The organism is Nocardia sp. XZ_19_385 (assembly GCF_015355755.1).
Taxonomy (GTDB): Bacteria; Actinomycetota; Actinomycetes; order Mycobacteriales; family Mycobacteriaceae; genus Nocardia.
Genome location: NZ_JACVEE010000001.1, coordinates 2,573,455 through 2,598,262, shown reverse-complemented (window position 1 = coordinate 2,598,262; position 24,808 = coordinate 2,573,455). Strand labels below are relative to the sequence as shown.

25 protein-coding genes are annotated in these 24,808 nt (G+C 68.0%); 12 read left to right on the top strand and 13 right to left on the bottom strand.

Features of this window, described 5'->3' with window-relative positions:
- Positions 1 to 34: 34 nt before the first annotated feature.
- Positions 35 to 1,216, bottom strand: a complete 1,182-nt coding sequence (locus tag IBX22_RS12280) for an FAD-dependent monooxygenase (protein ID WP_194815395.1) — start codon at positions 1,214 to 1,216, stop codon at positions 35 to 37.
- Positions 1,217 to 1,328: 112 nt separating this feature from the next.
- Between IBX22_RS12280 and IBX22_RS12275 the strand changes: the two genes are divergently transcribed.
- Both IBX22_RS12275 and IBX22_RS12270 read left to right on the top strand, forming a co-directional pair.
- The gene (locus IBX22_RS12275) at positions 1,329 to 2,072 is read left to right on the top strand and encodes a TetR/AcrR family transcriptional regulator (protein ID WP_194815394.1); all 744 of its coding nucleotides are present in this window, start codon (positions 1,329 to 1,331) and stop codon (positions 2,070 to 2,072) included.
- A 57-nt stretch (positions 2,073 to 2,129) separates the two neighbouring features.
- On the top strand, positions 2,130 to 2,564 hold the full coding sequence (locus IBX22_RS12270) for a limonene-1,2-epoxide hydrolase family protein (RefSeq protein ID WP_194815393.1): 435 nt from the start codon (positions 2,130 to 2,132) through the stop codon (positions 2,562 to 2,564).
- 51 nt (positions 2,565 to 2,615) lie between these two features.
- On the opposite strand, the gene IBX22_RS12265 is transcribed toward IBX22_RS12270, so the two are convergent.
- Positions 2,616 to 2,888, bottom strand: coding sequence for a hypothetical protein (locus IBX22_RS12265; protein ID WP_194815392.1), 273 nt, complete (start codon positions 2,886 to 2,888; stop codon positions 2,616 to 2,618).
- A gap of 280 nt (positions 2,889 to 3,168) precedes the next feature.
- Here IBX22_RS12265 and IBX22_RS12260 point away from each other — a divergent pair, with 280 nt between their 5' ends.
- From IBX22_RS12260 to IBX22_RS12250, 3 genes are all read left to right on the top strand, one after another.
- A complete protein-coding gene (locus IBX22_RS12260; RefSeq protein ID WP_194815391.1) occupies positions 3,169 to 4,560 on the top strand; it encodes a PhoH family protein in 1,392 nt (463 codons plus the stop codon).
- Positions 4,561 to 4,729: 169 nt separating this feature from the next.
- Positions 4,730 to 5,326 (top strand): LGFP repeat-containing protein, encoded by a 597-nt coding sequence (locus IBX22_RS12255; RefSeq protein WP_194815390.1) that lies wholly within the window; start codon positions 4,730 to 4,732, stop codon positions 5,324 to 5,326.
- Between the two features lie 92 nt (positions 5,327 to 5,418).
- Complete coding sequence (locus IBX22_RS12250) at positions 5,419 to 6,288, top strand: acyl-ACP desaturase (RefSeq protein WP_194815389.1); 870 nt, start codon at positions 5,419 to 5,421, stop codon at positions 6,286 to 6,288.
- A gap of 234 nt (positions 6,289 to 6,522) precedes the next feature.
- On the opposite strand, the gene IBX22_RS12245 is transcribed toward IBX22_RS12250, so the two are convergent.
- The 4 genes from IBX22_RS12245 to glpX all read right to left on the bottom strand — a co-directional run bounded on the left by IBX22_RS12245 (position 6,523) and on the right by glpX (position 10,690).
- Entirely contained in the window at positions 6,523 to 7,929 is a 1,407-nt protein-coding gene (locus tag IBX22_RS12245) for a class II fumarate hydratase (protein WP_194815388.1), read from the bottom strand.
- A gap of 87 nt (positions 7,930 to 8,016) precedes the next feature.
- Complete coding sequence (locus tag IBX22_RS12240) at positions 8,017 to 8,289, bottom strand: zf-TFIIB domain-containing protein (RefSeq protein ID WP_194815387.1); 273 nt, start codon at positions 8,287 to 8,289, stop codon at positions 8,017 to 8,019.
- A gap of 39 nt (positions 8,290 to 8,328) precedes the next feature.
- Complete coding sequence (locus IBX22_RS12235; RefSeq protein ID WP_375540220.1) at positions 8,329 to 9,390, bottom strand: phosphotransferase family protein; 1,062 nt, start codon at positions 9,388 to 9,390, stop codon at positions 8,329 to 8,331.
- A gap of 259 nt (positions 9,391 to 9,649) precedes the next feature.
- On the bottom strand, positions 9,650 to 10,690 hold the full coding sequence (glpX, locus tag IBX22_RS12230) for a class II fructose-bisphosphatase (RefSeq protein WP_194815386.1): 1,041 nt from the start codon (positions 10,688 to 10,690) through the stop codon (positions 9,650 to 9,652).
- A gap of 110 nt (positions 10,691 to 10,800) precedes the next feature.
- Here glpX and IBX22_RS12225 point away from each other — a divergent pair, with 110 nt between their 5' ends.
- The 3 genes from IBX22_RS12225 to IBX22_RS12215 all read left to right on the top strand — a co-directional run bounded on the left by IBX22_RS12225 (position 10,801) and on the right by IBX22_RS12215 (position 12,204).
- Positions 10,801 to 11,367 (top strand): DUF4245 domain-containing protein, encoded by a 567-nt coding sequence (locus IBX22_RS12225; protein WP_194815385.1) that lies wholly within the window; start codon positions 10,801 to 10,803, stop codon positions 11,365 to 11,367.
- A 110-nt stretch (positions 11,368 to 11,477) separates the two neighbouring features.
- Positions 11,478 to 11,699, top strand: coding sequence for a hypothetical protein (locus tag IBX22_RS12220; protein ID WP_194815384.1), 222 nt, complete (start codon positions 11,478 to 11,480; stop codon positions 11,697 to 11,699).
- A 91-nt stretch (positions 11,700 to 11,790) separates the two neighbouring features.
- Positions 11,791 to 12,204, top strand: coding sequence for a hypothetical protein (locus tag IBX22_RS12215; protein ID WP_194815383.1), 414 nt, complete (start codon positions 11,791 to 11,793; stop codon positions 12,202 to 12,204).
- Between the two features lie 4 nt (positions 12,205 to 12,208).
- Here IBX22_RS12215 and IBX22_RS12210 read toward each other — a convergent pair whose 3' ends face one another.
- From IBX22_RS12210 to IBX22_RS12200, 3 genes are all read right to left on the bottom strand, one after another.
- On the bottom strand, positions 12,209 to 12,463 hold the full coding sequence (locus tag IBX22_RS12210) for an exodeoxyribonuclease VII small subunit (protein ID WP_194815382.1): 255 nt from the start codon (positions 12,461 to 12,463) through the stop codon (positions 12,209 to 12,211).
- 2 nt (positions 12,464 to 12,465) lie between these two features.
- Entirely contained in the window at positions 12,466 to 13,755 is a 1,290-nt protein-coding gene (gene xseA, locus IBX22_RS12205) for an exodeoxyribonuclease VII large subunit (protein ID WP_194815381.1), read from the bottom strand.
- Positions 13,756 to 13,933: 178 nt separating this feature from the next.
- A complete protein-coding gene (locus tag IBX22_RS12200) occupies positions 13,934 to 14,584 on the bottom strand; it encodes a lipid droplet-associated protein (protein WP_194815380.1) in 651 nt (216 codons plus the stop codon).
- A 123-nt stretch (positions 14,585 to 14,707) separates the two neighbouring features.
- Between IBX22_RS12200 and IBX22_RS12195 the strand changes: the two genes are divergently transcribed.
- Complete coding sequence (locus IBX22_RS12195; protein ID WP_194815379.1) at positions 14,708 to 15,718, top strand: 4-hydroxy-3-methylbut-2-enyl diphosphate reductase; 1,011 nt, start codon at positions 14,708 to 14,710, stop codon at positions 15,716 to 15,718.
- A gap of 3 nt (positions 15,719 to 15,721) precedes the next feature.
- Here IBX22_RS12195 and IBX22_RS12190 read toward each other — a convergent pair whose 3' ends face one another.
- Both IBX22_RS12190 and IBX22_RS12185 read right to left on the bottom strand, forming a co-directional pair.
- Positions 15,722 to 16,561, bottom strand: a complete 840-nt coding sequence (locus IBX22_RS12190; protein ID WP_194815378.1) for a DUF6542 domain-containing protein — start codon at positions 16,559 to 16,561, stop codon at positions 15,722 to 15,724.
- A 64-nt stretch (positions 16,562 to 16,625) separates the two neighbouring features.
- Positions 16,626 to 17,783: a DNA recombination protein RmuC gene (locus tag IBX22_RS12185; protein ID WP_194815377.1), complete on the bottom strand. Its 1,158-nt coding sequence runs from the start codon at positions 17,781 to 17,783 to the stop codon at positions 16,626 to 16,628.
- Between the two features lie 95 nt (positions 17,784 to 17,878).
- Here IBX22_RS12185 and IBX22_RS12180 point away from each other — a divergent pair, with 95 nt between their 5' ends.
- The 3 genes from IBX22_RS12180 (at position 17,879) to IBX22_RS12170 (ending at position 22,560) form a co-directional block, all read left to right on the top strand.
- Positions 17,879 to 18,034: a hypothetical protein gene (locus tag IBX22_RS12180; protein WP_194815376.1), complete on the top strand. Its 156-nt coding sequence runs from the start codon at positions 17,879 to 17,881 to the stop codon at positions 18,032 to 18,034.
- Positions 18,035 to 18,152: 118 nt separating this feature from the next.
- Positions 18,153 to 19,337, top strand: a complete 1,185-nt coding sequence (locus IBX22_RS12175) for an exonuclease SbcCD subunit D (RefSeq protein WP_194815375.1) — start codon at positions 18,153 to 18,155, stop codon at positions 19,335 to 19,337.
- A gap of 76 nt (positions 19,338 to 19,413) precedes the next feature.
- Positions 19,414 to 22,560: an AAA family ATPase gene (locus tag IBX22_RS12170; RefSeq protein WP_375540236.1), complete on the top strand. Its 3,147-nt coding sequence runs from the start codon at positions 19,414 to 19,416 to the stop codon at positions 22,558 to 22,560.
- Positions 22,561 to 22,588: 28 nt separating this feature from the next.
- Here IBX22_RS12170 and IBX22_RS12165 read toward each other — a convergent pair whose 3' ends face one another.
- Together IBX22_RS12165 and IBX22_RS12160 are read right to left on the bottom strand one after the other, a co-directional pair.
- Positions 22,589 to 23,095, bottom strand: coding sequence for a methylated-DNA--[protein]-cysteine S-methyltransferase (locus tag IBX22_RS12165; RefSeq protein ID WP_194815373.1), 507 nt, complete (start codon positions 23,093 to 23,095; stop codon positions 22,589 to 22,591).
- Positions 23,092 to 24,702, bottom strand: coding sequence for a DNA-3-methyladenine glycosylase 2 family protein (locus tag IBX22_RS12160; protein WP_194815776.1), 1,611 nt, complete (start codon positions 24,700 to 24,702; stop codon positions 23,092 to 23,094). Before IBX22_RS12160 ends, IBX22_RS12165 begins: the two co-directional genes overlap by 4 nt.
- Positions 24,703 to 24,808 lie beyond the last annotated feature (106 nt).

The following is a 24,808-nucleotide window of genomic DNA, read 5'->3' as shown; positions in this document are numbered from 1 at the left end:
ACAGCCGATCTCTATGGGCCAGGTGAGCGGGCGTTCACCTGGCGGTCAGCGCCGGGTAATCCTTCAGATCGATGTCGTTGGCGGCATTGTCACCGAACTTGGCCATCAGCGCGAACATTCGGCTGCCCAGGAACCAGTTGCGGATCTTGATACCGCGCTCGGTGCGCGGGGCGAGGAACTTGCCCGCGTTGGCATTGCCCGCGATCTTGGCGTAGCGGCGCATGATCTCGTTGTAGTTCGCGAAGGCCGCGGCATGGTCGCCGCCGGCGAGCGCCAGTTCCCCGGCGATCACGTACGCGCCGACCACGGCGAGCCCGGTTCCGAATCCGCCCAGGGTATTTCCGTACGCGGAGTCGCCGACCAGCGCGATTCGGCCCTCGGTGTAGCTGCGCATCTGCACCTGGCTCAGCGAATCCAGGTAGAAGTCGTCGAACTCCGCCATCTCGGCCAGCATCCGCGGCACCTCCCAGCCCAGCCCGGCGTACTGCTGCTCGACGATCCGGCGTTGCGCCGCAACGTCATTGCGGTCGTAGTCGAGCTCGGGTGCGGCGAACATGTACAGCTGCTGGGCCTTCGAACCACCGCTGATGGCGAGCCGGCCCGGAGCGTTGAACCCGTGGGCGGTGCCGCGTTCGCGCGGGCCGGTGTGCTCAGCGCTCCACGGGCTGGCACCCGCCACGCAGTAGTAGTGACCCAGGTGCTTGACGAACTCCGCCTCCGGCCCGAACGCCAGACGCCGTACCCGCGAATGGATTCCGTCGGCCCCGAAGACCAGGTCGAAGGTGCGTGGGGCGCCCTTCTCGAATTCGATATGCACCCCGTCGGCGGTCTCGGTGAGCGCGCTGATCGAATCCCCGAAGACGTATTCGCAGTCGCCGAGAGTCCGCTTGTACATGATCTCGGCCAGATCACCGCGCAGGATCTCGACGTCGCCGCCGGTGAAATCACCCGACATGAACCCGACCTGCGTGCCGTTCTCGTCGACGAAGACGGTGTCGGTGGTGCCGGTGCGGTGCTGGCGGATCTCCTCCCAGATGCCCATTCGCTCCAGGACGGTCCGGTGCGTGGCGCCTTTGAAGTCGATGGCCTGACCGCCGGGGCGCAGCGCGGGTGCCCGCTCGACGACGGTCACATCGAAGCCGTAGTGGTTGAGCCAAAAGGCCAGTGCCGGACCTGCGACAGAGGCACCGGATATGAGAACGGACTGGTTACGCATGGTTTCTCCTGAGGTCTGAAACTGCGTCCGATGGAATCTGTTTCCGTCGGACACAGATCAGCGTATGGTAGACACAGTTACGCGTCAAGCGGGTTTCCGGAAGGATCAGCGAATGCCGTCACCGACCACCGTCGAGCTGCTGTGGGGGACTCAGCAGCGGCCCAAGCGCGGCCCCAAACCCGCGCTCACGCTGGCGGGGATCGTCGCCGAGGCCATCGCGCTCGCCGACGCCGAAGGCTTGGCCAACCTCTCCATGCAGCGCCTGGCCGAACGCCTCGGCTTCACCAAGATGTCGCTGTACCGGTACGTGCCGGGCAAGGAGCAGCTGACCGCGCTCATGTTCGACGCCGCCGTCGGTGCGCCCTCGAAAACCGTCGCGCCGGCGGGGGAGTCGGCCGAACCGTGGCGAGAAAGCCTGCGGCACTGGGCGACGACCCTCTTCGAGCGCTACTGCGCGCATCCGTGGTCGCTGGAACTCGCGGTCGGGATCCGCCCCATGGGACCCAACGAGATGGGCTGGCTGGAGGTCGCACTGGCCGCGCTGGAAGGGACCGGGCTGACCGGCCCGGAACGACTCGACACCGTCGTGTTGCTCAACGGGCATATCCGCAGCCTGGCCCAGCAGGCTCGGGGCGTCACCGGCGGCCAGCTGGCCGAGCAGGTCGCCCAGCAATTCGGCGAGATGATGGCCGCGGCGGGGGACAGCTATCCGGCGGTACGAGCCGCCTTCGCCGAGGAGGCCGCTGCCGCGCCGGGCAGCGCACCGTTGGCGGACGACGCGGGCGACGCCTTGCATTTCGGCATCAGCCGGATCCTCGACGGTCTCGCCGCCCTCATCGCCGAGCGGGCCGGTTAGCCAACTGCCTTGCCGCGCGGGATGGTCGAACCGCTCCGGGCGGCCTACGCTCGATTCATGTCCGAGGAACTCGAGCTCATGCAGGATTCGATCACGACGGTGCGGGAGTTCTTCGCCGCGCTCGAAATTGGCGCGGTGGACGAGGCGCTGGAGTTGCTCGACCCCGATATCGTCTGGAAGAACACCTCGCTGCCGGACATCCGCGGCATCCGCCGGGTCGGCGGTGTGCTGCGCGGCCTGGATCGTGACGCCTTCGGTTTCGCGGTCGACATGCACCACATCGCCGCCAACGGCGCGATCGTGCTCACCGACCGCACCGACTACCTGCGCGCCGGCCCGCTGACGATCGGTTTCTGGGTCACCGGCACCTTGGAACTGCGCGACGGCCGAATCGTGCTGTGGCACGACCACTTCAGCTGGGAGAACTTCCTGCGCGGCACCGCCGCCGGACTCTGGCGCGCGGCCTCGTCCAAGCTGCTCACCCGCCGCTGACCGCGCCGATCTGCCCCTCTGGCGCGATCACCGTCGAGTAGCCGGAGTGACTCAGGAATGCTCGGTCAGGTACTCCAGATAGAACGGCCGCAGTTGCTCGGCGACCGCGCCGTCGCCGGCGTGGATGTAATCGTCGATCAACGGGACCACGTATTTGATGTCGGCTTCACTCTCGCCGAGATCCCCGGCCGCGGCTTGGGCGGCCGGAATCCGGGTGAGCAGCTGCCACAGGAACTTCACATCCCCGTGGCGCACCGCGCGCTTCACCGCCTCGTCGTGCAGTTCCTTCGACGACAGGTTCTCGAGTTCCTCGTTGCCGGACATAAACCGACTCTAGCTCGCAGTCTCGTCTCGGTTAACGAAAGATTCACGGACACGCCTTCGCTTCCCCGAGCGCAGACCGGGTGGTCGGCGGTAGCGTCGTTGGTGCGGGCCGCGTCGGTGTGGTTCGTACGGGAGGTCCTGACCGTGACTGAGAAATTCAGTGCGAGAGGGCCGGCGCCCGGCCCTCGTGGTAGTTGACGAAAGTCACACGCCATCAGGACCGGCCGGTCCAGCGAGATCGTCCGCGCGCGGGTGCCGCACGGACACAAAGGAGCCCACCGTGACTGCTGCACGCTCCGTTTCCGCTCCCTCGGCGAAATCCCGTTCCGGGAAATCCGCCGCTGTCCCTACAGACACCAAGGGGGCTCGCCCTTCGCTCTCCCAGAAAACCTTTGTCATCGACACCTCGGTCCTGTTGTCGGATCCCTGGGCATTCACCAGGTTCGGCGACAACGACGTGGTACTTCCGCTGGTCGTCATCAGCGAACTCGAAGGCAAACGTCATCATCACGAACTGGGCTGGTTCGCGCGGGAAGCCCTGCGCAACCTCGACGATCTACGCCTGCAGTACGGCAGGCTGGATGAGCAGGTGCCGATCGGCACCGAGGGCGGAACGCTGCAGGTGGAACTCAACCACACCGACCCCGCGGTCCTGCCCGTCGGATTCCGCACCGACACCAACGATTCCCGCATCCTGGCCTGTGCGCTCAACCTGGCGGCCGAGGGCCGCGAGGTGGTGCTGGTGTCCAAGGACATTCCGTTGCGCGTCAAAGCCAGCGCGGTGGGCTTACACGCCGACGAATATCACGCCCAGGACGTGGTGACCTCCGGCTGGTCCGGCATGGTCGAAATCGATGTCGCCAAAGAGCGGGTCGATCAGCTCTACTCGGAGAACGTCATCGATCTGGACGAGGCCCGGGAGTTGCCCTGCCACACCGGCATCCGGCTGCTCGGGACGAGCTCCAGCGCACTCGGCCGGGTCACCCCGGACAAACGGGTGCAGCTGGTGCGGGAACGGGAGGCATTCGGGCTGCACGGCCGCTCCGCCGAACAGCGCATCGCGCTGGATCTCTTGCTGGACGAGAGCATCGGCATCGTCTCGCTCGGTGGCCGGGCGGGCACCGGTAAGTCGGCGCTCGCGCTGACCGCGGGCCTGGAAGCGGTGCTGGAGCGCCGCACGCAGCGCAAGGTGGTGGTGTTCCGTCCGCTCTACGCGGTCGGCGGTCAGGATCTGGGCTACCTACCCGGTTCCGAGAGCGAGAAGATGGGGCCCTGGGCGCAGGCCGTTTTCGACACGCTCGACGGACTGGCCAGCCGTGAGGTGCTGGAGGAGGTGCTCTCCCGCGACATGCTGGAGGTCTTGCCGCTCACCCACATTCGCGGTCGTTCGCTGCACGATTCGTTCGTGATCGTGGACGAGGCGCAGTCCCTGGAGCGCAACGTGCTGCTCACCGTGCTCAGCCGGCTGGGTACCGGGTCGCGGGTGGTGCTCACCCACGATGTGGCGCAGCGCGACAACCTGCGGGTCGGCCGGCACGACGGTGTCGCGGCGGTGATCGAAAAGCTCAAGGGGCACCCGCTTTTCGCGCATGTCACGCTCACCCGCAGCGAGCGGTCGCCGATCGCCGCTCTGGTCACCGAGATGCTGGAGGAGTACGGCCCGAACGCGTAGTCCGGGAAAGCCCTGATACGGCAATCAGGGAGCGTGTGTTTCATCTCACATCGAGCGGGTAATATCCCGCGGCGTTACCTGTTCAGCGCGATCCGGCGAATCCCATGCGGGTTCGCCGGATCGTTGCCGAACTTCAGAGGTTTGCCTATTTCGAGAAGAGGATGGACACATGAACCACTTCGCTCGACGAACGGCTACATTCACCGCGGCGCTCGGCGTCGGTGCTCTGCTGCTTACTGCCGGATGCAGCGAGGACGAAGCGAAAGAGAACGTCGACAAGGCCAAGGGTGCGGTGACCTCGGTGCTGTCGACTCCGTCGGCCACGGCCAGTGGCGAGGCCACGGCATCCGGTTCCGCTACCGCCACCGAGACCGCCACGACGTCCCCCGGCGCCGAGGTGGAGGAGACCAAGATCCCCACCCAGGGTGGCCAGGAGGTCACCATCTCCGGTGACATCTACGAGAAGTACGTCGAGGCCGGCGGCGCCGCGGGCGCGCTGGGCGCGCCGCTCGAGGCGCAGGAGAATGGCCCCGGCGACGGCAAATATCAGGACTTCGCCGGCGGCACCATCTACTCGGCCAAGGACGGCGACGCCCACATCGTCTGGGGCGAGATCCGCAAGGCCTGGGAGGCCAACGGCGGCGCCAACGGCAAGCTCGGCTACCCGACCAGCGACGAGATGGACATCCCCGGTGGCAAGGAATCCACCTTCACCGGCGGCACCATCACCTGGAAGGACGGTCAGACGACCGTCACGCCGAAGTAGGCCGGGCGGAGCACCCGAGGCCGTTCGGTCTCGGGTGCTCTTTTCTCGTGTGTGGCTCCCCACTAGCTGGGGTCAGCGACTAGGTTGTGCTGGTGCAGAATCACTTGACCGACCGCGAGTTGCTCGATGCCCTCTCCGGCGAGGTGGAACTCGAACTCCATCGGCACATCGAGCTGGCCGACGGCTGGCAGCCCCACGACTACGTGCCCTTCGACGACGGCCGCAACTTCGGTTTCCTGGGCGGAAACGATTGGGAGCCGGAGCAATCCGAGCTCAGCGAGGTTGCCAAGCTGGCACTGACGGTGAGCGTGCTGATCGCCGACAACCTGCCCTCGTACCACCGCGAGCTCGGCAAGTACCTGCGCACCGGCCCGTGGTGGCGCTGGGTGGGCCGGTGGACCGCCGAGGAGAACCGGCACGAGATCATGTTGCGCAACTACCTGATGGTGACGCGCGCGGTCGACCCGGTCGAATTGGAGCGGTCGCGGATGGCGCATATGACCACCGGATTCCGTCGTCCCGCAATGCATTTGCTGGATGTGCTGGCAAATTGCGCTTTCGAAGAATTGGCCTCCGCCATTCGGCATCGCAATATCGCGGCGCTGCAGGAGAATTCGATGGTGACCGCGATGGCGGAACGAATCGCGATCGACGATGAAATGCAGGCGGCGTTCTTTGCCCATCTGGTCGACGCCGCTTTCGCGCACGCGCCGGATCAGACGATGCGGGCGATCGCCGATCGGGTGGCCGGGTTCACGGTGCCGACGGTGGCGCTGCCGGACGGCCGGACCAGCGATGAGCTCCTGGCCGAGGCCGGTATCTACGACCCGGCGAAAGAGGGCGAACTGGTGTTCGGACCGCTGCTGCGGAAGTGGAACGTCTTCGAACGCACCGACCTGGGCGCCGAGGGCGAGCGGGCGCGGGACGAGCTGGCGTATTTGCGGGCCGCAGCGCCCGCCTGAAACCCCTTTTTTCACCTTTCTTGCGGATTTAGTGAAACGCGCCACACATTGCCGCCGATTAGCTGAGTGGACGCTGTAATCCCGCAGCGACGCAAGGAAGGTGAAGGAAATGGTTGTCGACTTCTTTGAATTCTGGGCCAAGGTATTCTGGAAGTTCTTCCTGGGCTAGGAAGTACTCCCCCGAGATCGAATTCCCCCGCCGGCGTCCCGTGCCACGGGGGAATTCGGATGTGCTCAGGAGTTTCCGTCGACCTTCGCCATGGACAGCACGTCCAGCCGGCGATCCAGCTCTTCCTCGGTGAGCTTCTCGCCGATCAGCCCGCGGTCGATGACCGTCTGTCGGATCGTCTTGCGCTCCTTCAGCGCCTCCTTGGCCACCGCGGCCGCCTCCTCGTAGCCGATCGCCGAGTTGAGCGGGGTCACGATGGACGGCGAGGACTCGGCCAGGGTGCGCAGGTGCTCCTCGTTCGCGACCAGCCCGACTACGCACTTATCGGCGAACAGCCGCGACACATTGGCCAGCAGACGGATGGACTCCAGCACGTTGCGCGCCATCACCGGGATGTAGACGTTCAGCTCGAAGGCGCCGCTCGCGCCGGAGAACGCCACCGTCGCGTCGTTGCCGATGACCTGCGCGGCCACCTGCGTCACCGCCTCGGGCAGGACGGGGTTCACCTTGCCCGGCATGATCGAGCTACCCGGCTGCAGATCCGGCAGCTGCAATTCGCCCAGGCCGGTCAGCGGGCCCGAACCCATCCAGCGGATGTCGTTGGCGATCTTGGTGAGGCTGACCGCGACGGTGCGCAACGCACCCGAGAGTTCCACCAGGCCATCGCGCGCGGCCTGCGCCTCGAAGTGGTCCTTTGCCTCGGAGAGGGCGTCGATACCGGTCGACTTCACCAGCTCCGCAACGACTTTCGCGCCGAACCCGGCCGGGGCGTTCAAGCCGGTACCGACCGCGGTGCCGCCGATGGCGAGCTCGCCGAGGCGGGGCAGCGTCGCCATGAGCCGCTCCATGCCCGCCGCGACCTGCCGGGTGTAGCCGCCGAACTCCTGACCGAGAGTCACCGGCACCGCGTCCATCAGATGCGTACGGCCGGACTTCACGACCGTGCGCCACTCGCTGGACTTGTCCAGCAGCGCCAGGCGCAGATGCTCCAGCGCCGGAACGAGATCGGTGATGACCGCCTCGGTCGCCGCCAGATGCGTCGCGGTGGGGAAGGTGTCGTTGGACGACTGCGACATGTTCACGTCGTCGTTCGGATGGACCTCCACGCCGGCCGCCTTGGCGAGCGAGGCGATCACCTCGTTGGCGTTCATGTTCGAGCTGGTGCCCGACCCGGTCTGGAACACATCGATCGGGAACTGGTCGTCGTGGCTGCCCGCGGCGATCTGCTGCGCGGCGGCGACGATGGCGTCGGCCTTGTCCTTGTCCAGCAGCCCCAGATCCCGATTCACCGTGGCGCACGCGGCTTTCAGCAATCCGAGCGCACGAATCTGCGCCCGCTCCAGCCCGCGTCCGCTGATCGGGAAGTTGTCCACGGCCCGCTGCGTCTGCGCGCGCCACAGGGCGTGCACCGGGACCCGGACTTCCCCCATCGTGTCGTGCTCGATGCGAAATTGCTGCGATTCCTCGGTCATGGAAACGACCCTATGCCGGTTGCGCGGCCCTGTGGGCTGCCACGCCTGAGGTCATTCGCACATCCGGTTCCCGGAATACGGCGACGCTCAGGACGAGAAGAGCATCTTCCCGAAGCCCTTGTTCCGCCCGTGATGACCGTGGCCGTGCCCGCCGTGGCCGTAGTGCGGCGCGGGAGCGCCCCAGGCGGGCCCCGGCGCACCGGCAGGCGGTGGCGGCGCGGCATAACCGGATTCGAGGCGAGTCAGGTTCTCCAGCTCGCCGTAGTCCAGGAAGATCCCCCGGCAGTTACCGCACTGCTCGATGTGCACACCGCTGCGGTTGTAGGTCTGCATCAGACCATGACATTTCGGACACTGCATATCGGCGACGGTACCCGTTTCCGGACATCCATGCGCCGATCACGATGTGATGGTCTGCGCGGAAATCCGGCGGCAGGCGTCGACCAGGGCGGTATCGATGTCGTCGAGTGCGCGCCCGGCCAGTCCGGCGGCGGCGACAGCCAGTGCGGCAGCTTGGATTACGACCGCGCGGGCGGGTAGCTCCAACGCGGGCCAGGGGTCGCCGTCCGCCGGTACGGCCGGTCCGCCGGCACGGCGGTATGCGCCCAGAAACCGTTCCCACGCAACGGGTTCCAGGATTCCTGCCGCATAGAAGGCGGCCGGGCGCGCCAGGTCCCAGGCTGGATCACCGCGCCCGATATCGTCGATATCGACCAGCCGCCAAGGGTTTTCGGCGACGTCCGGTAGTCGGATGAGCTGACCGAGATGAAAATCGCCGTGCACGAGTAGTCGTCGCCGGGGCGCAGCGGGAAGCCCGGCGGTGATCTCGGATGGCCCGACGGCGGATTCAGATAGCCCGGAGGCGAATTCGGGTAACCCGGAGGCGAATTCGGGTAACCCGGCGGTGGATTTGGGCAGCCCGGCGAACGCGCGGCGGACCACTGCGCCAGCGGCCGCATCCACAGCATCCTTTGCGGCTTCGAGGCGATTCATCGCCCGCCGCACTCGTGCCGGACCGCCCGCGGCAGGCAGCGGATCCAACGGGTGGGTGGCGCAGTTGACGCGATGCTCCGGCGGAATCGGCAGCGCATGCAGCCGCGCCAGCAAGGCCGCCGCCTCCTCCCACGGAGCCGCGTCCGGATCATCCGGGTCCACCGTTTCGCCGAACGGCCACACCGTGATCAAGCGATCGTCGTACCGCCGTGCGACAGCCGTGGTATTCGGGACCGCGACGATCTCGCGCAGCCACGGGTGGGACGCGAGCCGCAGCCGGACCCGCAAGGCTGCCTCGTCGGTCTCACGCGGATGCGCCTTGGCCACCCAGGCCCCCACCCGAACCACCGTCGCGTCCGCTCGTGCCGCCAGAACCCGCGGCGCCCCCGCACCGCCTGCCACCCGAGCCGCCGCCGCCAGCTCATCGACAAGCCCAGATTCGCTGGACCCCCACACCATCCGTCCCACCTGCCCGAGTATCCCGCAGTGCCGTGGCCGGACACACAACAGGCGAACCACCCAAAGCGTGGCCGACACACCCAGCATCCGCACCTGAAACGATGGAAAGTTCGGTAGGGCTCCCAACCCGCCCAGCACATCTCGGTTGAAACCTCGTGCCCAGCCGACCAATTCAGGCGGGTCAGTGTGAGGAGAAAGTGGGCCGCACCGCAAGCAACGAAAAGACGCGCAGGCGAAAGTGCCTGCACGTCTGTCGTTTCGGCCTACATCAGGGCAGCGGCGGGGTCGCGTCCTCGTCGCCGATGAAGTCGACCGAGCTGTACTCGCGCAGCTTGGTCAGGCGGTGGTAGGCGTCGATCATGCGGACCGTGCCGGACTTCGAGCGCATCACGATGGACTGGGTCGACGCGCCGCCGCCGTAGTAGCGCACGCCGCGCAGCAGGTCACCGTCGGTGACACCGGTGGCGCAGAAGAAGATGTTCTCGCCGGAGACCAGGTCCTCGGTGGACAGGATGCGGTCCAGGTCGTGGCCGGCGTCGATGGCCTTCTGGCGCTCTTCGTCGTCGGTCGGGGCGAGCATGCCCTGCAGCGCGCCGCCCATACAGCGCATGGCGGCCGCGGCGATGATGCCCTCGGGGGTGCCGCCGATGCCGACCAGGATGTCGGTGCCCGAATCGGGGCGCGCGGCGGCGATGGCGCCGGCCACGTCACCGTCGGAGATGAGGCGGATGCGCGAGCCCGCGTCGCGGACTTCCTGGATCAGCTCCGCGTGGCGCGGGCGGTCCAGGATGCAGACGGTCAGATCGGACTTCGATAGGTGCTTCGCCTTCGCGACCCGGCGGATGTTCTCGCCGATCGGCGCGGAGATATCGATCACGTCGGCGGCCTCGGGGCCGACGGCGATCTTGCGCATGTAGAACACCGCGGACGGGTCGAACATGGCGCCGCGCTCGGCGACCGCGAGCACCGCGATGGCGCCGGGGGAGCCCTTCGACATCAGGGTGGTTCCGTCAACCGGGTCGACCGCGAAGTCGACCTCGGGACCGGTGCCGTCACCCACCAGCTCGCCGTTGTAGAGCATCGGGGCTTCGTCCTTCTCGCCCTCGCCGATGACCACGACACCACGCATGGAAACCGAGTTGACCAGCTCACGCATGGCGTCGACGGCGGCGCCGTCGCCACCCTCCTTGTCACCGCGGCCGACCCAGCGGCCCGCGGCCATCGCCCCGGCCTCGGTTACCCGGACCAGTTCGAGCGCAAGGTTGCGGTCCGGTGCCTCGCGGCGGCTAGTGGGCGAAGATGCCGTCATGGCGGGGTGCCTCCCTCGGGTTGTGCGTACCGGACGATTGTCTCATTACGTGGGCAGGCCTCGTGCCACCCCTGGTCCGAGGGGTGCGCGCGAAAGTGGATACTGGGGACGTGTCGTATCAGAAACCGCGGATTCTGCTGAACTACAAGGATCTGTTCTTGTCGCTGATTCCGTTGGTGCTGATCGTCGTGGTCTTCGCCGGAGCGGCCAGCCAATGCAGCTTCGCCGCCAAAGGCCCGACCCAGGGCGCGATCCCGCATTTCGACCTCGAGTCGGCCCTCACCTCCGACGCGCGGACCCTGTCGTTCCCGATCCGGAACCCGAGCGTCCCCGCCGACTGGACCCCCAACTCCGGCAGCCGCGCGAGCATCGCCGGCCCGGGCGGCGGCGCCGTCAGCACTGTGGGCTACATCACCCACCAGGGCACCTACATGCAGCTGACCCAGACCGATGCCACCGAGGAAGCGCTGGCCCGCTTCGTGCTCGGCTCCCGCTATGCCAGCGGCACCCAGACGCTGGGCAACCAGAAGTGGACCGTCTACGCCGAGCCCACCGAGGAAACCGCCTGGATCGCCGACCTCGGCGGCTCCCGCGTGCTGATCAAGGGCGCGGGCAACGAGGGCGCTTTCAAGACCCTGGCCGAGGCTGTCGCCGCGGCCCAGCCGCTGCCGCACTGAGACCCCGCACCCAGAAACCTGCGCCCCGGGGATTCGGGTCGTGTGGTCGCGGGCAAATCGCCGAATACTCTTCCGGGCTGGGGGTTTTCGATGAAGAGGATAGGTCCTTGATGAAGAAGATCGTTGTTGTCGCCGCCATCTCCGCGGCACTGTTCGCGCCTGCCGCCGTCGCAGGTGCTGCGCCCTCCTCTCAGGCTCCCGAGGTCACGCTCGTCGCAGATTCCGGCTCGTCGTCCGGTTCGGGCGCCGCCCAGGCGCTGTGCCTGGTGCTGAAGATGATCAGGATCGGCTCCGTCGACAGCTCCGGCGGCGGGCCCGCCTGTACTTTCTGACCCGCTGACGCCGAACGTCGCATACGGTGCCTGTAAGTAACCGGACGTGCCGTTCGGCTCCGCGTTCCCACCGACTGATGGGCTGGACACCATGCGATTCGGCAGGAAGACCACCCGTTCCGTAACCACCGCCGCGCTGATTGCAGCACCATTGGTCGCCTTCGCGCCGATGGCATCTGCCGGTGACCCGCTCTGGTCCGCGGTCACGACCACCAGCAGCGGCGCCTGTATCGGGCACATCGCCTTCGAACCGATCTACGGGCCCAACACCCCCTACTTCGCGTTGCTCACCGCAATGCACGGCATCGGGCCCTGCTCGGTCGAGGCCTTCGTCAACTGGCGCAACCTCGATACCGGAGCCAGCGGCACGGTTCGGCAGTGGCTCTACGGATCCGGCGGCTACCAGATCAGTTTCGCGCCGGGACCGGGCCGGATCACCGGCACGATCACCACCGACGCGCTGCACCGCGCCGGGTACTTCGAATTCGATCGAACCGCGCCGTAGCGCCTCAGGCTTCTTCGGCGGCCTCGGAGCGGGAGATGGCGTCCTCGACGCGCTGGCGGGCGCCGGCGAGGTGTTCCTCGCAGCGGTTGGCCAGCGCTTCGCCGCGCTCCCACAGGGCCAGGGAATCGTCGAGGTCCAGGCCGCCCTGTTCCAGCATCTTCACGACATTGACCAGTTCGTCGCGGGCGCGTTCGTAGCCGAAGGTCGCGATCTCGGCGGCGTCCTGTGCGGATCCAGCGTCGGTGCCGGGTTCGGCCACGGTTAGTTCCTCTCGGTTTCGGTTGTCTTGCGGGCGCCCAGGGCCTGGGTGCCCAGGGCGGCCGCGGTGATCGCGCCGTCGGCGACTCGGATGCGCAGCTGGCTGCCCGCGGGGGCGTCCTCGATGCTGCGCACGACGTGACGTTCGGGTCCGGTCACCCGCTGGACGACAGCGTAGCCACGCGACAGCGTCGCGGCGGGGCCTACCGCGGTCAGTTTCTCGCGCAGATGCCGGGCGGCGGTGGACTCGGTCCGGATCAGCTGTTCGGCGCAGCGCCGGGCGGAGGTGCGCAGCCGCTCGATTTCCTCTGTGCGCCGGACGATTTCGCGCAGCGGGTCGGCCATGACCGGACGGGAGCGCAGCTGAACCAGGGCGCGGGTTTCGCGATCCACCCAGCCGCGCAGCGCGGCCGCGGAGCGGGCACGCATATCGCGGACTCCCGCCAATTCGGCTGCGGCGTCGGGAACTACGCGCTTCGCCGCGTCGGTCGGGGTGGCCGCGCGCACGTCGGCGACGAAATCGCTGAGGGGGTTGTCGGGTTCGTGTCCGATGGCGCTGATGATCGGGGTGGTCGCCGCCACGATAGCGCGGCACAGCGCTTCGTCGGAGAAGGCCAGCAGGTCCTCCACGCTGCCGCCGCCGCGGGCCAGCACGATCACCTCGACCGCCGGATCGCGATCGAGCTCGGCCAGCGCCTCCAGAATTTGCGGCACCGCCATCGGGCCCTGGGTGGCGGCGTTGCGGACCTCGAAATGTACTGCGGGCCAGCGATTCTGCGCCACCGTGAGCACATCGCGTTCGGCGGCGCTGGCCCGGCCGGTGATCAGGCCGACGGTCTTCGGCAAGAAAGGCAACGGGCGCTTGAGCCGCGGATCGAACAGGCTCTCGGCGGCCAGCAGCGCCTTCAGGCGCTCGATGCGGGCCAGCAGTTCGCCGACGCCGACCGGGCGAATCTCGAGGACGCGCAACGAGATCGTGCCGCGACCGGCGAAGAAGGAGAGCTTGCCGTAGACGACGACGCGGGTGCCCTCTTGCAGCGGAATCGGGGATTTGCGGATCAGCTCCGGATCGCAGGTGACCGACAGCGACATGTCGACAGACGGATCACGCAGGACGAGAAAGGCGGTGCGGGTGCCCGGCCGCAGATTGATCTGCGTGATCTGACCTTCGACCCAGATACTGCCGAGCCGGTCGATCCACTGGGTGACCTTCATCGACACCGTGCGCACCGGCCACGGCGCGTCAGCGGAGTTCGCGGGGCTGTTCGCCGATGGGTTGGCCGCGGAGGTCATACAGCTAGATATACGCGGTGCCACCGACGCTCTTGCGCAGCGGTCGGCCGCAATTGGCCGGGCAACCAATGTTGTCAGGTCTTCTGCACCTGAACCGGCCCCGAACGGAGGGAGTCTTACGACCGACCGTTCGCGGCCGTCTCGCGTCAGAGTGGCCGAAGCGCAGGCGCCGCAAAAGTTACTGCGCCTGAACGGTCGCGATGCGGTTGGTCAGCATGGTGACGAAGGCCGCCCGGGCGCGCGTCTGCTGCTCGTAGTCCAGCAGGGTGGCGAGATCCTCGAGGGTTAGCATGCGCAGGCGGGCGCGCAGCTGGGCCAGGGTCATGTTGGCGTAGTCGTAGCGGGTGGCGATTTCCGGCTCGGCGATCTCCGCGGGCTCCGGCTCGGCTTCGGCGACGGGCTCGGATTCCGGCTCGGATTCCGGCTCCGGCCGGGTGATTTCCGGCACCGTGATCGTCGTCACTGCCGTGACATGACCATTGGTCGCGCGGGCGGGTTCGGCGGGCTCACCCTCGGTGTAGAGGTCGAAGCGACTGGTACGGCCGGCTGTCGCCGGTGCCGAGCCAGAAGTTTGCTCCGAGGGCAGATCTTCATCGAAGGTGGCCCAGTCCGGCTGTCCTTCCGGGCCACTGCCGAGCCGGTCGAAAACAGCGTCGCCCTTGAGTGCGAGGCTGGTCACGAACTGCTGCACGTGCATCGTGGTCTGCAGCAGCTGGCTGATCGCGGTGATCGGGAAATTCATTGCCGCCGTGGGTAACCGGCGGGTTTCTTCGAGGGCGTATACGGCGGCACCGGCGGCGACCCGGGCCAGGAACGGAGGTCGAAACATGGTCCTAGCCTGCCCGATCCGATTGGTTATGCAAAGACTTACTGTCACAGACACATCGTGACGGTGGTCATGCCCCTTCATCCGGCCGGGTGGTAGTCGGTGTACGCCAGTAAGCTGTGGGGCATGTCTTCGGCCATACCTTTGAACGTCGGAATCGCCCGCTCGGCGGGCGCCGGATCAGCCGATGCCAATGGGGGAAAGCGCGTCCTACTCGCGGAGCCGCGCGGCTACTGCGCGGGCGTGGACCGTGCCGTGGAGACGGTGGAGAAGGCGCTCGAAAAACACGGCGCCCCCATCTATGTGCGCAAGGAGATCGTGCACAACCGGCACGTGGTGGAGACGCTGCGCGATCGCGGCGTGGTCTTTGTCGACGAAACCGACGAGGTGCCCGAGGGGCAGGTCGTGGTGTTCTCCGCGCACGGTGTCTCGCCGATGGTGCACGAGACGGCCGCCGAGCGGAATCTGCACACGATCGATGCCACCTGCCCGCTGGTGACGAAGGTGCACCAGGAAGCCAAGCGCTTCGCCCGCGACGATTTCGACATTCTGCTGATCGGCCACGAAGGCCACGAAGAAGTAGAAGGCACCGCCGGTGAGGCGCCGGATCACGTGCAGCTGGTGGACGGTCCGGATTCGGTGGACAAGGTCACCGTGCGCGACGAGTCCAAGGTGATCTGGCTGTCGCAGACCACGCTGTCGGTCGACGAGACCATGGAAACGGTGAAGCGGCTGCGCGAGCGGTTCCCCGGATTGCAGGATCCGCCGAGCGACGACATCTGCTACGCCACCCAGAACCGTCAGGTCGCGGTGAAGGCGATGGCGCCGGAGTGCGATCTGGTGATCGTGGTCGGCTCCCGCAACTCCTCGAACTCGGTGCGCCTGGTCGAGGTCGCGCTCGGCGCCGGCGCGAAGGCCTCCTACCTGGTGGACTACGCCAAGGAAGTCGATCCGGCCTGGCTCGCGGGCGTGCGCACCATCGGCATCACCTCCGGTGCGTCGGTGCCGGAGATCCTGGTGCAGGGTGTGCTGGAAATGCTGGCCGAGCACGGCTTCGGCGAGGTGCAGCCGGTGACCACGGCCAACGAGACTCTGGTCTTCTCGCTGCCCCGCGAACTGCGCGCCGCGCGGAATTAACCCTTACAGGTTTTCCGGCTTGCGCCGCTCGGTGCGGCTGGAATCCCGCTCCCGGTAGCGCACATTGGGCCGCGGCAACGGCGGGTTGTCGCTGCGCGGGGTGGCCGAGCGTCCGGTGCGGCCCGAGCGGCCGTCCCGGGGGCGGCCCGACTTGCCCACCCGGGGTGGTGCGTCGGCGATTTCCCCGGAAGCCCGCTTGCCCGGGCGCGGCGGCAGATACTTGTCGGTCTTCTGATCGGCCAGATCCAGATCCAGATCGTCGTCCAGGTCCGGCCGGCTACGCCGGGGCCGGCGCTTCGAGGAATCCGCGAGGGATCCACCGCGCGCGGTCCGCGATCGGCCGGTCGCTGTGCTGCGTCCCCAGCTGGAACCGCGCCGCGTCTCCGCGGCGTCCTCGGCGGTCTGCTCGCGCCGGAGCAGGTAGATCCGCAACCCGCCGATGATCAGCACCAGCGCCGTGGCCAGCAGCATCGTGGGAAAGCGGTTCACCAGCGGGACCGCGAGGTTCAGCAGGATGTCCTTGATGCCCAAGCTGGAGCTCTCCGAGAGCTGGTAGTAGGCCAGCGGCACCGAGATGGACAGCAGCAGCGGCGGCAGCACCATCGTGCTGAACAGTCCGCGGTGGCGAACGGCGAGCACCGCCGCCACGCAGCCCACGACGTAGAGCGTGGCGAAGGTGCCCGTCAGCTCGCTCATGTCGCCGTTGGCATCGATAAGGAACCCGAGGAACGTGCAGGCGACCGCAATCAGGACGGCTGCGCCGGCCGGGATACCCGGCACCGACGGCAGGATCGAACGTTGCGGCGCGGGCACCCGGGAACGCACACGTTGGGAAGCAGCCACATTATGAACCCTAACCGCCGACGCGCCGTACGGCGTTATGGCACGACGTGACTACCTGCTCCGGCTAACCATCGGCGTCGGCGAACCCGACCGCCCGGGGCCAGGAATCCACCCGTGCGATGGCCGGGACCTCCTGCTCGGCTATCTCCATATCGTGCAATTTGCGGGCTGTCACCATCACCCGCGATTCCACCGAGGCGACCGTGTAGTTGAAGGCATCCACGGCTTTCGACAGCTGCGAGCCGAGCCGATCCAGGTGGCGGCCGGTCATGCCGAGGCGGGAGTAGAGCTCCCGGCCCAATTGCTGAATCTTCGCCATATCGCGAGACAGGGCCTCCTGCCGCCAGCTGAAGGCCACCGTGCGCAGCAGGGCGATCAGTGTCGTCGGGGTAGCCAGGATCACGTTGCGTCCGAACGCATATTCCAGCAGACCCGAATCGGTGGTGAGCGCGGCGTCGAGGAACGGATCACCCGGAACGAACAGCACCACGAACTCCGGTGACGGATCGAAGGCGGCCCAGTAGGCCTTGTCGGCCAGCTGATCGACGTGTGCGCGCAGATGCTTGGCGTGCCGGAGCAACAGGTCGGCCCGCTCGTCCGGATCGTCGACCGTGCTGGCATCCAGATAGGCGTTGAACGGCACTTTGGCGTCGACCACGATGTGCCTGCCGCCGGCCAGCCGGACCACCATGTCCGGCCGGACGGTGCCGGTGCGGTCGGCCGTGCCGTCGCCGCGCGCTGCCCGGCTCACCTGGGTGTCGAAATCGCAGTGCCTGGTCATGCCGGCCAGCTCCACCACCCGCTCCAACTGGATCTCGCCCCAGCGGCCCCGGATCTGCGGCGCCCGCAGCGCCGCCACCAGCTGACTGGTCTGGCTGGAGAGCTGATGCGAGGTGCGCTGCATGCCCGCGACCTGCTCGCGCAGACCCGAATACGCGTTGATGCGGCTGTGCTCGACCTGCTGGATGTGCTGATTCAAGGCGCCCACCGCCTCCCGCAGCGGCTCCACCATGGCGCCGATGGCATGCGAATGCCTGCGCGCCGCATCCTCGTTCGCGACGGTCAGCGATTGGCGCAGCAGCTGTTCATTGTCGGTGGCCGCGGCCAGCCTGGCCTCGGCGGTGGCGGCCCGTTGCCCGGCGTGGGCGGTGTGCCCCAGCCAGCCCAGCCCCACTCCGGCGGCGAATACCAGCAACAGTGCGAAAAGCATCGATGCGGTCATAGACCGAGATAGTGCCCCAACCCACCGACAAGTTCGACCGCCTGGCAACTTCACAGCGCCTGTGTCGGCAAACCGACTGAGCCGCAGGTTTGTCAATGACTGTGGATGAATCGGTCGGTGACAGCAAACAGGCCTTCGGCTGGGCCGCGCGCCCACGCATCCCGAAATCCGGTGGCGGCGCAGGGACTATCGATGTGATCGCGTTGTTCGAGATCAGCCGGGGTGTCGTAGCGCATCCGCGGCAGTCGTGAGTTCCGGCACCCGGACACGCGCGCAGACCCGGAAACACGCCGTAAGGGAACCCGGCAAATCCGACACCCCGGTCGCGGCAATTGAATTGTGTCGGTGGATGCGCCTACGTTTTTCGGCATGCGGATGCTGCACACCTCGGATTGGCACATCGGGCGTACCTTCCACGGTGTCGATCTGCTTGCCGATCAAGAGCGTTCGCTGACTGCTATCGCGGAGCTGGTGGCCGCGGAGTCGGTGGACGTCGTGGTGTTGCCCGGCGATGTGTACGACCGATCGATCCCGAGCGCCGATGCGATCGCGGTCTGTATTCGTGGCTTCGAGGCGATCCGGGCCGCTGGTGCGCAGATCGTCGCGACCTCCGGCAATCATGATTCGCCTGCCCGGCTCGGTGCCGGTGCCAGTTTCGCGGCGGCGGGCGGACTGCATCTGCGCACCACCGTCGCCGATGCCGACCGGCCGGTGGTGCTCTCCGATCGGCACGGGGAGATCGCCTTCTATGGCATCCCCTATCTGGAGCCGGAGATCACGCGCGCCGAACTCGGCGTGCCGCAGGCGCGTTCGCATGCCGAGATTCTGGATGCCGCGATGGGCCGGATCCGGGCCGACATCGCCGCGCGGGGTGCTACGCGCACGGTGGTGCTCGCGCATGCCTTCGTCGTCGGGGGAGAGGCGACCGGCTCGGAGCGATCCATTTCCGTCGGCGGTGTGGAGACGGTGCCGATGTCCGCGTTCGACGGGATCGACTATGTGGCGCTCGGCCACCTGCACTCGCCCCAGACGTTGTCGGAGTCCGTGCGGTATTCCGGCTCGCCGCTGCCGTACTCGTTCGCGGAGAACTCCCATCGGAAAGCGGTCTGGATCGTCGATCTCGATGCCGAAGGCCTGCACGTGGTCGAGCGTCACGACCTCCCGCTGGTCCGCGGGCTCAGCAGGCTCAGCGGCACCCTCGACGAATTGCTTTCCGACGCAGCCTATTCCGAAGCGGTCGAACACTATGTGTCGGCGACTCTGACCGACCACGCCCGTCCCGTCGACGGGCTGCGCAAGCTGCGGGAACGCTTCCCGCACGCGGTGCACGTGGAATGGTCACGCCCGGAGGGCAATCCGGAACTGCGCTACCGTGAGCGGGTGCACGGCCGCCGCGACACCGAAGTAGCGCACAGCTTCCTCACCGACGTCCGGGGTGCGCCCAGTGCCGGTGAAATGACCTGGCTGGAGCGGGCTCTCGCCGCAGCGGTCGCCGAGCCGGAGCGGGTGACGGCCACTGCCGACCAGACCCTGCTCGGGGAACTTTCGGCATGACAGATGTTGTGGGCTGTACGAGTATTTGGCGGCTTTTGGGCACAAGGGGGCGGGTGTGAGGCTGCATCGACTGGAGATGACAGCGTTCGGGCCCTTCGCCGAGACCACGGTCGTCGACTTCGACGCGCTCGGGGCAGACGGGCTGTTTCTGCTGCACGGGCAAACCGGCGCGGGTAAGACCACGGTGCTCGACGCGATCGCGTTCGCGCTGTATGGGCGGGTGCCGGGTGCGCGTGGCGAGAGCAAGCGCCTGCATTCCGATCACGCGCCGGAACAGACTCCGCCGCAGGTGGTCCTGGAAGCGACGCTCGGTGGCAGGCGGTTGCGGCTCACCCGGACCCCGGAGTTCGAGCGCCCCAAGCTGCGCGGCACCGGGATGCGCACCGAACAGGCCAAAGCAACGCTGGCCTGGCTGGACGGGCGCGGCGCGAACCTGGCGCGCATCCCCGACATCGGCGAGGAGATAGTCCGGCTGCTCGGCATGAGCGCCGACCAGTTCTTTCAGGTTGTGCTGCTGCCGCAGGGCGACTTCGCCCGCTTCTTGCGCGCCGACAACGAGGATCGCGAGAAGCTGCTCGAAAAGCTCTTCGACACAGAGCGTTTCGGTACCGCTGAACAGTGGCTCGCGGACAAGCGGCGCGCTTCCGCCGCCGACTTGGAGAAGCGCCGCCAGGGTATCGAGCGGTTGATCGCGCAGATCCGCGGCGCTGCGGGCTTGAGTGTCACCGAATCCGTCGGACCCTTGGAATCCGTCGGCTGGTCGCAGGATCTGCTCGCCACCGCACGCACCGATCTGTCCGCCGCGACCGCGGAAACCGAACGCTGCCAGCAGGAATCGACGCGCGTCGGCAAGCTTGCCGAGGAACAGCGCAGGTTGCACGAACTGCGCCGCCGGATGACGGCGGCGCGATCGCAACTCGACGACTACGCCGCCAAAGTCGACCATCGCACGACATTGCAGGCCGAACTCGAAGCGGCGCGCCGCGCACAGCCGGTCGCCGACGCGATCGACGAGGCTCGCGCCGCCGTGATGACGAGCCGACGGCGTGACGGCGAAAAACACGATGCCGCAGCGAAACTCGTCGCAGCTCTGCTCGAACCCGCCGCTGCCGAGGTCGGTGGTGGTGACTTGATCGCCGAGGCGGAGGCCGCGCCATTCGACGAATCGGGCGGCACCGCAGTGGGCGCTGGCGCGGTCCGGATCCACCCCGACGCCGATATCGACGTTGCGATTCGGCACTGGAGCACCCAGATCGGCGCACTCGAGGAAATCAGCGCCGACGCGTCCACCGCCACCGAACTCGGCACCGAATTGACCAGGCTGCGTGAAGAAGACACCGCCCTGACCGGCCGCGTCGGAAAGCTGATCCGGCTGCGCGAGCAGCTCCCCGCCTCGATCGCCACCATCGAAGCCCGGCTGCGCGAAGCCACCGATGCCGTCGCACTCCTGCCCGCGCTCACCGCGGACTGCGAACGGCTCCAGACCGCCGCCACGGCCGCCGTCGAATTGGCCAGGCATCGGCAGACTTTGGACCGCACCCGGATCGAATTCGAAACCTCCCGCGCCACCCACAACGACGCCAAGGAGCGCGTACTCGACTTGCGTGAGCGCCGCCTCGCCGGAATGGCCGCCGAGCTGGCCGGGCAGCTGAGCGACGGCCGGCCGTGCACGGTGTGCGGTTCGGCCGAGCACCCGGCGCCCGCCCGGCCGACCTCGGACGCGGTCTCCAAGGAGGCCGAGGACGCAGCGGTAGCCGCGGCGCACACCGCCGAGGAAAACCGCGACCGGGTCCTGGCCCGCATCACCGAACTGGAACGCGAAATCGAAGGCCTGATCGCCCGCGGCGGCGACACCGACCGCGTAGAACTCGCCGCCGCCCTGCGGACGGCGACCGACCGCTACGAGGACGCGTCCCAATCCGCCACGCTGGCAGCAGGTCTGACGGCCGAGCTGACCCAAATGCGCGCCGACGAATCCCGCCTGCACGACGAACTGCGGGAAGCCGAAACCCGCCGCGGCGCCACCACCACCCAGATCGCGACCATCGCCACCCGCGTCCTCGAACTCACCGAACGCCTACGAGCCGCCGCCGGTGCCGACGCGACCATCGACCGCCGCCGCGCCCGCCTGAACACCCTGATCAAACTCGCCACCGCCTTCCGCGACGCTCGTGCGCAGGCCGCCACCGCCCGCGAGGCCGTCACCACGATCGCCACTCGTGTCGAAAGCCTCGCCCTCGCAGCAGGTTTCACCCTCGATGCGAGCACAGCCCGGTCGATCGGTGCGCCAACGTCGGCGAACGAATTCCCGGCACCGGCTCGGGTCGGCAGCCCACCGCGCGACGACATCGCGCTGCTCACCGCTTACGCGAAAGTCGTCACCGCTGCCTCGCGAACCATGCAGCGCCAGAACGAAATCGAAGCCGAATTGGTGGCCGCCGACCGCGCCCGCGCCCACGCGGAAGCGGTGCTGGCCGAGCCCGAGGTGCAGGCCGCGGCAGCCGCGGAACCCGGTGATCTGTCCGAGCTGGAGAGCGCGGTCGCCCAAGCCCGCTCGCAGCTGAACGCCGCCGTGGCCGCGCACGCCGACGCCACCCGCCGCGTCAAACTGCTCGAGGAACTCGGCGCTCAGCTCTGGACCGAGGTCGACCGCATCGCCCCGCTCCAGCAATCCCACGAGGAACTCGCCGGCCTCGCCGAAGTCGTCGCGGGTCGCGGCGAGAACAACCGTCGAATGTCCTTGCGCTCGTATGTCCTTGCCGCCCGCCTGGAGGAGGTCGCCCTCGCGGGCTCGGTCCGCCTCCGCCGAATGTCCATGGGCCGCTACGAGTTCGTGCACACCGACAAGGCGGGCCCGCGCGGCCGCCGCGGCGGCCTCGGCCTCGACATCCGCGACGACTACACCGGCGCCATCCGCCCGGCCAAAACCCTCTCCGGCGGCGAAACCTTCATGGCCGCACTGTCTCTGGCCCTCGGTCTCGCCGACACCGTGGCCGCCGAATCCGGCGGCATCGTCCTGGACACCCTCTTCATCGACGAGGGCTTCGGCGGCCTGGACGCCGACACCCTCGACTCCGTCATGGGAGTCCTCGACGAACTCCGCTCCAACGGCCGTGTTGTAGGCGTAGTCAGCCACGTCGACGAAATGCGCCAGCGCATCCCCAGCCGCCTCCACGTCCGCCGCACCCCCACCGGCTCCCACCTGCAAACCATCGTCGCCTGAGCAGACTGCGACCGGGAAACCGGATCGGTTAGCTGACCGGGCTCTCGTGGTCGAGGAGCCAGCGCTTGGCTTCCAGGCCCCAGCGGAAGCCGCCGAGGGCGCCGCCGATGCGGAAGACGCGGTGGCAGGGGACGAAGAGGGCGGCGGCGTTGCGGGCGCAGGCGTTGGCGGCGGCGCGGGTGGCGGCCGGGCGGCCGGAGAGGGCGGCGTATTCGGTGTAGGTGACCGGTTCGCCGGCGGGGATTTTGCGGAGGACATCCCAGGCCTGCAAGAGGAATTCGCCGGAATGTTGTCGGACAGGGATGGTGTCGATCGCGGTGAGATCGCCTGCGTGGTAGTCGATTACGGCCTGGCTGACCGCGCCGAGCGAATCTCGTCGCCGCAGTTCGGTGGGACGCAAGCTCAGGTGGATCAGGAGGCGGAGGTTTTCGGCGTCGGAAGTCCAGCCGGAGGCCAGGACGGCGCCGTCGGGGGCCGCGATGGCGGTGAAGGGGCCGATGGGGGTGTCGACGATGGTGAAGTCGGCGGTGGTCATGAGAGTCGTCCGTTCTTCTTGGGAGAGAGGGCTTTTCGCGGGGCGGCACGCTCGGCCAGGGCCGCTTTCCACAGGTGCATGGAGAGGTAGGAGCGCCAGGGGGCGTAGCCGGCGGTGTCGGTGAGGTCGAGGCCGAGCAGCGTCGCGCCCTGCCGGACCACCAGGTCGGTGCCGAGCATGATGTCGGGGTCGGCCAGCAGGCGCATGGTCACATAGTCGGCGGTCCAGGGGCCGACGCCGTCGAGGGCCAGCAGGTCGCGGCGTAGCTCGGCGGCGGTGCGGCCCTGGTGTAGGTGCAGGTCACCGCTGGCGAGCGCGGCGGCCGCGCCGATGATGGAACGGATGCGTTTGGCCGGGCCGGTCAGTACTTCCGCGCCGCGTTCGGCGATCACCTCAGGGGTGGGAAACAGTCGTGACGGGGGATGGGCCCGCAGGGCAGGCGGGTGCGGGAAGCTCTGCGGCCCGTCGATCGGTTCGCCGAGCGCCTGCACCAGCCGGGCGGTATGCGTGGCGGCCGCAGGCACCGAGATCTGCTGCCCGATCATGGTGCGCAGCAACAGCTCTGGGCCGTCCAGGCAGCCGGGCACCCGGATGCCCGGGGTGAACAGCGGCCGCACGGGTGCGATCGGCGGCGGCTCCGATTCGTCGGCGGGCGCGGCTCCGGCGTCGGGTAACCCGTCGGCAGCCAGCTCGGCCGCGGAGGTCTCCAGGGGCCGCACCCCCAGCACCTCATCGATACCGACCGGATCGGCATCCAGATCCAGCAGATGCCGCAACCGCGCCACGGTGGGCGCGAGATCACGCATATCGTGCAGCGCCAGCTCGGCCCGCACATGATCACGCTGGAAGCTGAGCCGCGCGGTGGCGTGCCCGTTCGGGGTGCGCAGCGCCCGGGTGTAGGCCCGGTCCTCCCACAGCTCCATGCCCGGCGTCACATGTGCCGACAGGAACCATTCCAGCCACGCCCGATCCAGCGGCTCCCGGAACGGAAGCCGAAGCGTCAGTGCGCCGTTCGCGGCCGGCACGGCATCGCGCCGGGCCCGGTGCTGGGCCTCGGTCCGCATCACGGTCGGGCTGACCGCGAACACCTCCCGCACCGTGTCGTTGAACTGCCGGATACTGGCGAACCCGGCCGCGAACGCGATATCCGACATCGGCATATCGGTGGTCTGGATCAGCAGCCGCGCTGTGTGCGCGCGATGCGCCCGGGCCAGCGCCAGCGGGCCGGCGCCGAGCTCGGTGGTCAGCACCCGGGTCAGCTGCCGCTGCGAATATCCGAGGGTGGCCGCCAGCGCGGGCACCCCGCCCCGCTCGATCACCCCGTCGCCGATCAACCGCATGGCCCGCGCGGCCAGGTCGGCGCGCGTATTCCACAGCGGTGACCCGGGCGCGGCGTCGGGCAGGCAGCGGCGGCAGGCGCGATATCCGGCCTGCTGGGCTGCCGCGGCGGTCGGCAGGAAGCTGACATTGGTCGGCTTCGGCGTGATCGCCGGACAAGAGGGGCGGCAGTAGATGCCGGTGGTGCGCACCGCCGTGAAGAACTGCCCGTCGAACCGGGAGTCCCGCGTCGAGACCGCCCGATAACACCGTTCGAAATCCAACGCCATGATCGTCACGCATTCCACAATGTCAGCTCTTCAGCGGGCGCGCTAGCGGAAAAAAGACATCACGGCCAGGCCTTGTCACCGGGCACAAAACCCGGGCCGTGCCCCT